The organism is Clavibacter lycopersici (assembly GCF_003576405.1).
GTDB lineage: Bacteria > Actinomycetota > Actinomycetes > Actinomycetales > Microbacteriaceae > Clavibacter > Clavibacter lycopersici.
Genome location: NZ_QWGT01000567.1, coordinates 1 through 397 on the forward strand (window position 1 = coordinate 1; position 397 = coordinate 397).

Annotated in this window: 1 pseudogene; it reads right to left on the reverse strand. The window is 80.6% G+C overall.

The annotated features are described in order from the left end of the window. Positions 1-321 (reverse strand): annotated as a pseudogene (locus DZG00_RS16560) (hypothetical protein); the annotation flags it as partial. Between the last annotated feature and the right edge of the window lie 76 nt (positions 322-397).

The following is a 397-nucleotide window of genomic DNA, read 5'->3' on the forward strand; positions in this document are numbered from 1 at the left end:
CGGGGCGGGCAGGATCACGTCGTCGTCGTCGTCGTCGTCGTCGTCGTCGTCGTCGTCGTCGCCCGCGCCGCCGCCGTCCCCGCGTCCGACGTGCAGGGTGGTGAGGTGCGCGACGAGGCGCACCCGGCCGGCGGGCCCCGTTCCGCTCCCCGCGTGCGAGGCGACCGGGGCGGGAGGCTCGTCGAGGACGACGTCGGCGACGACCATGCCGTCCGCGTGCGCCGCGGACTCGAGGGCATCCGGGTGGCGCGACGGCTCCCGGGCGGCCGCGGCGCCGAGGAGCATGGCCGTGACCCCGGCGGCCACCGCGAGGGCGGCCACGGCGCGTCGGAGCTGCGACGCCCACCGTCCGGCGCGGCGCCTGGCACGGCGCCCCGCGCGGTCCCCTGCGTGCGGG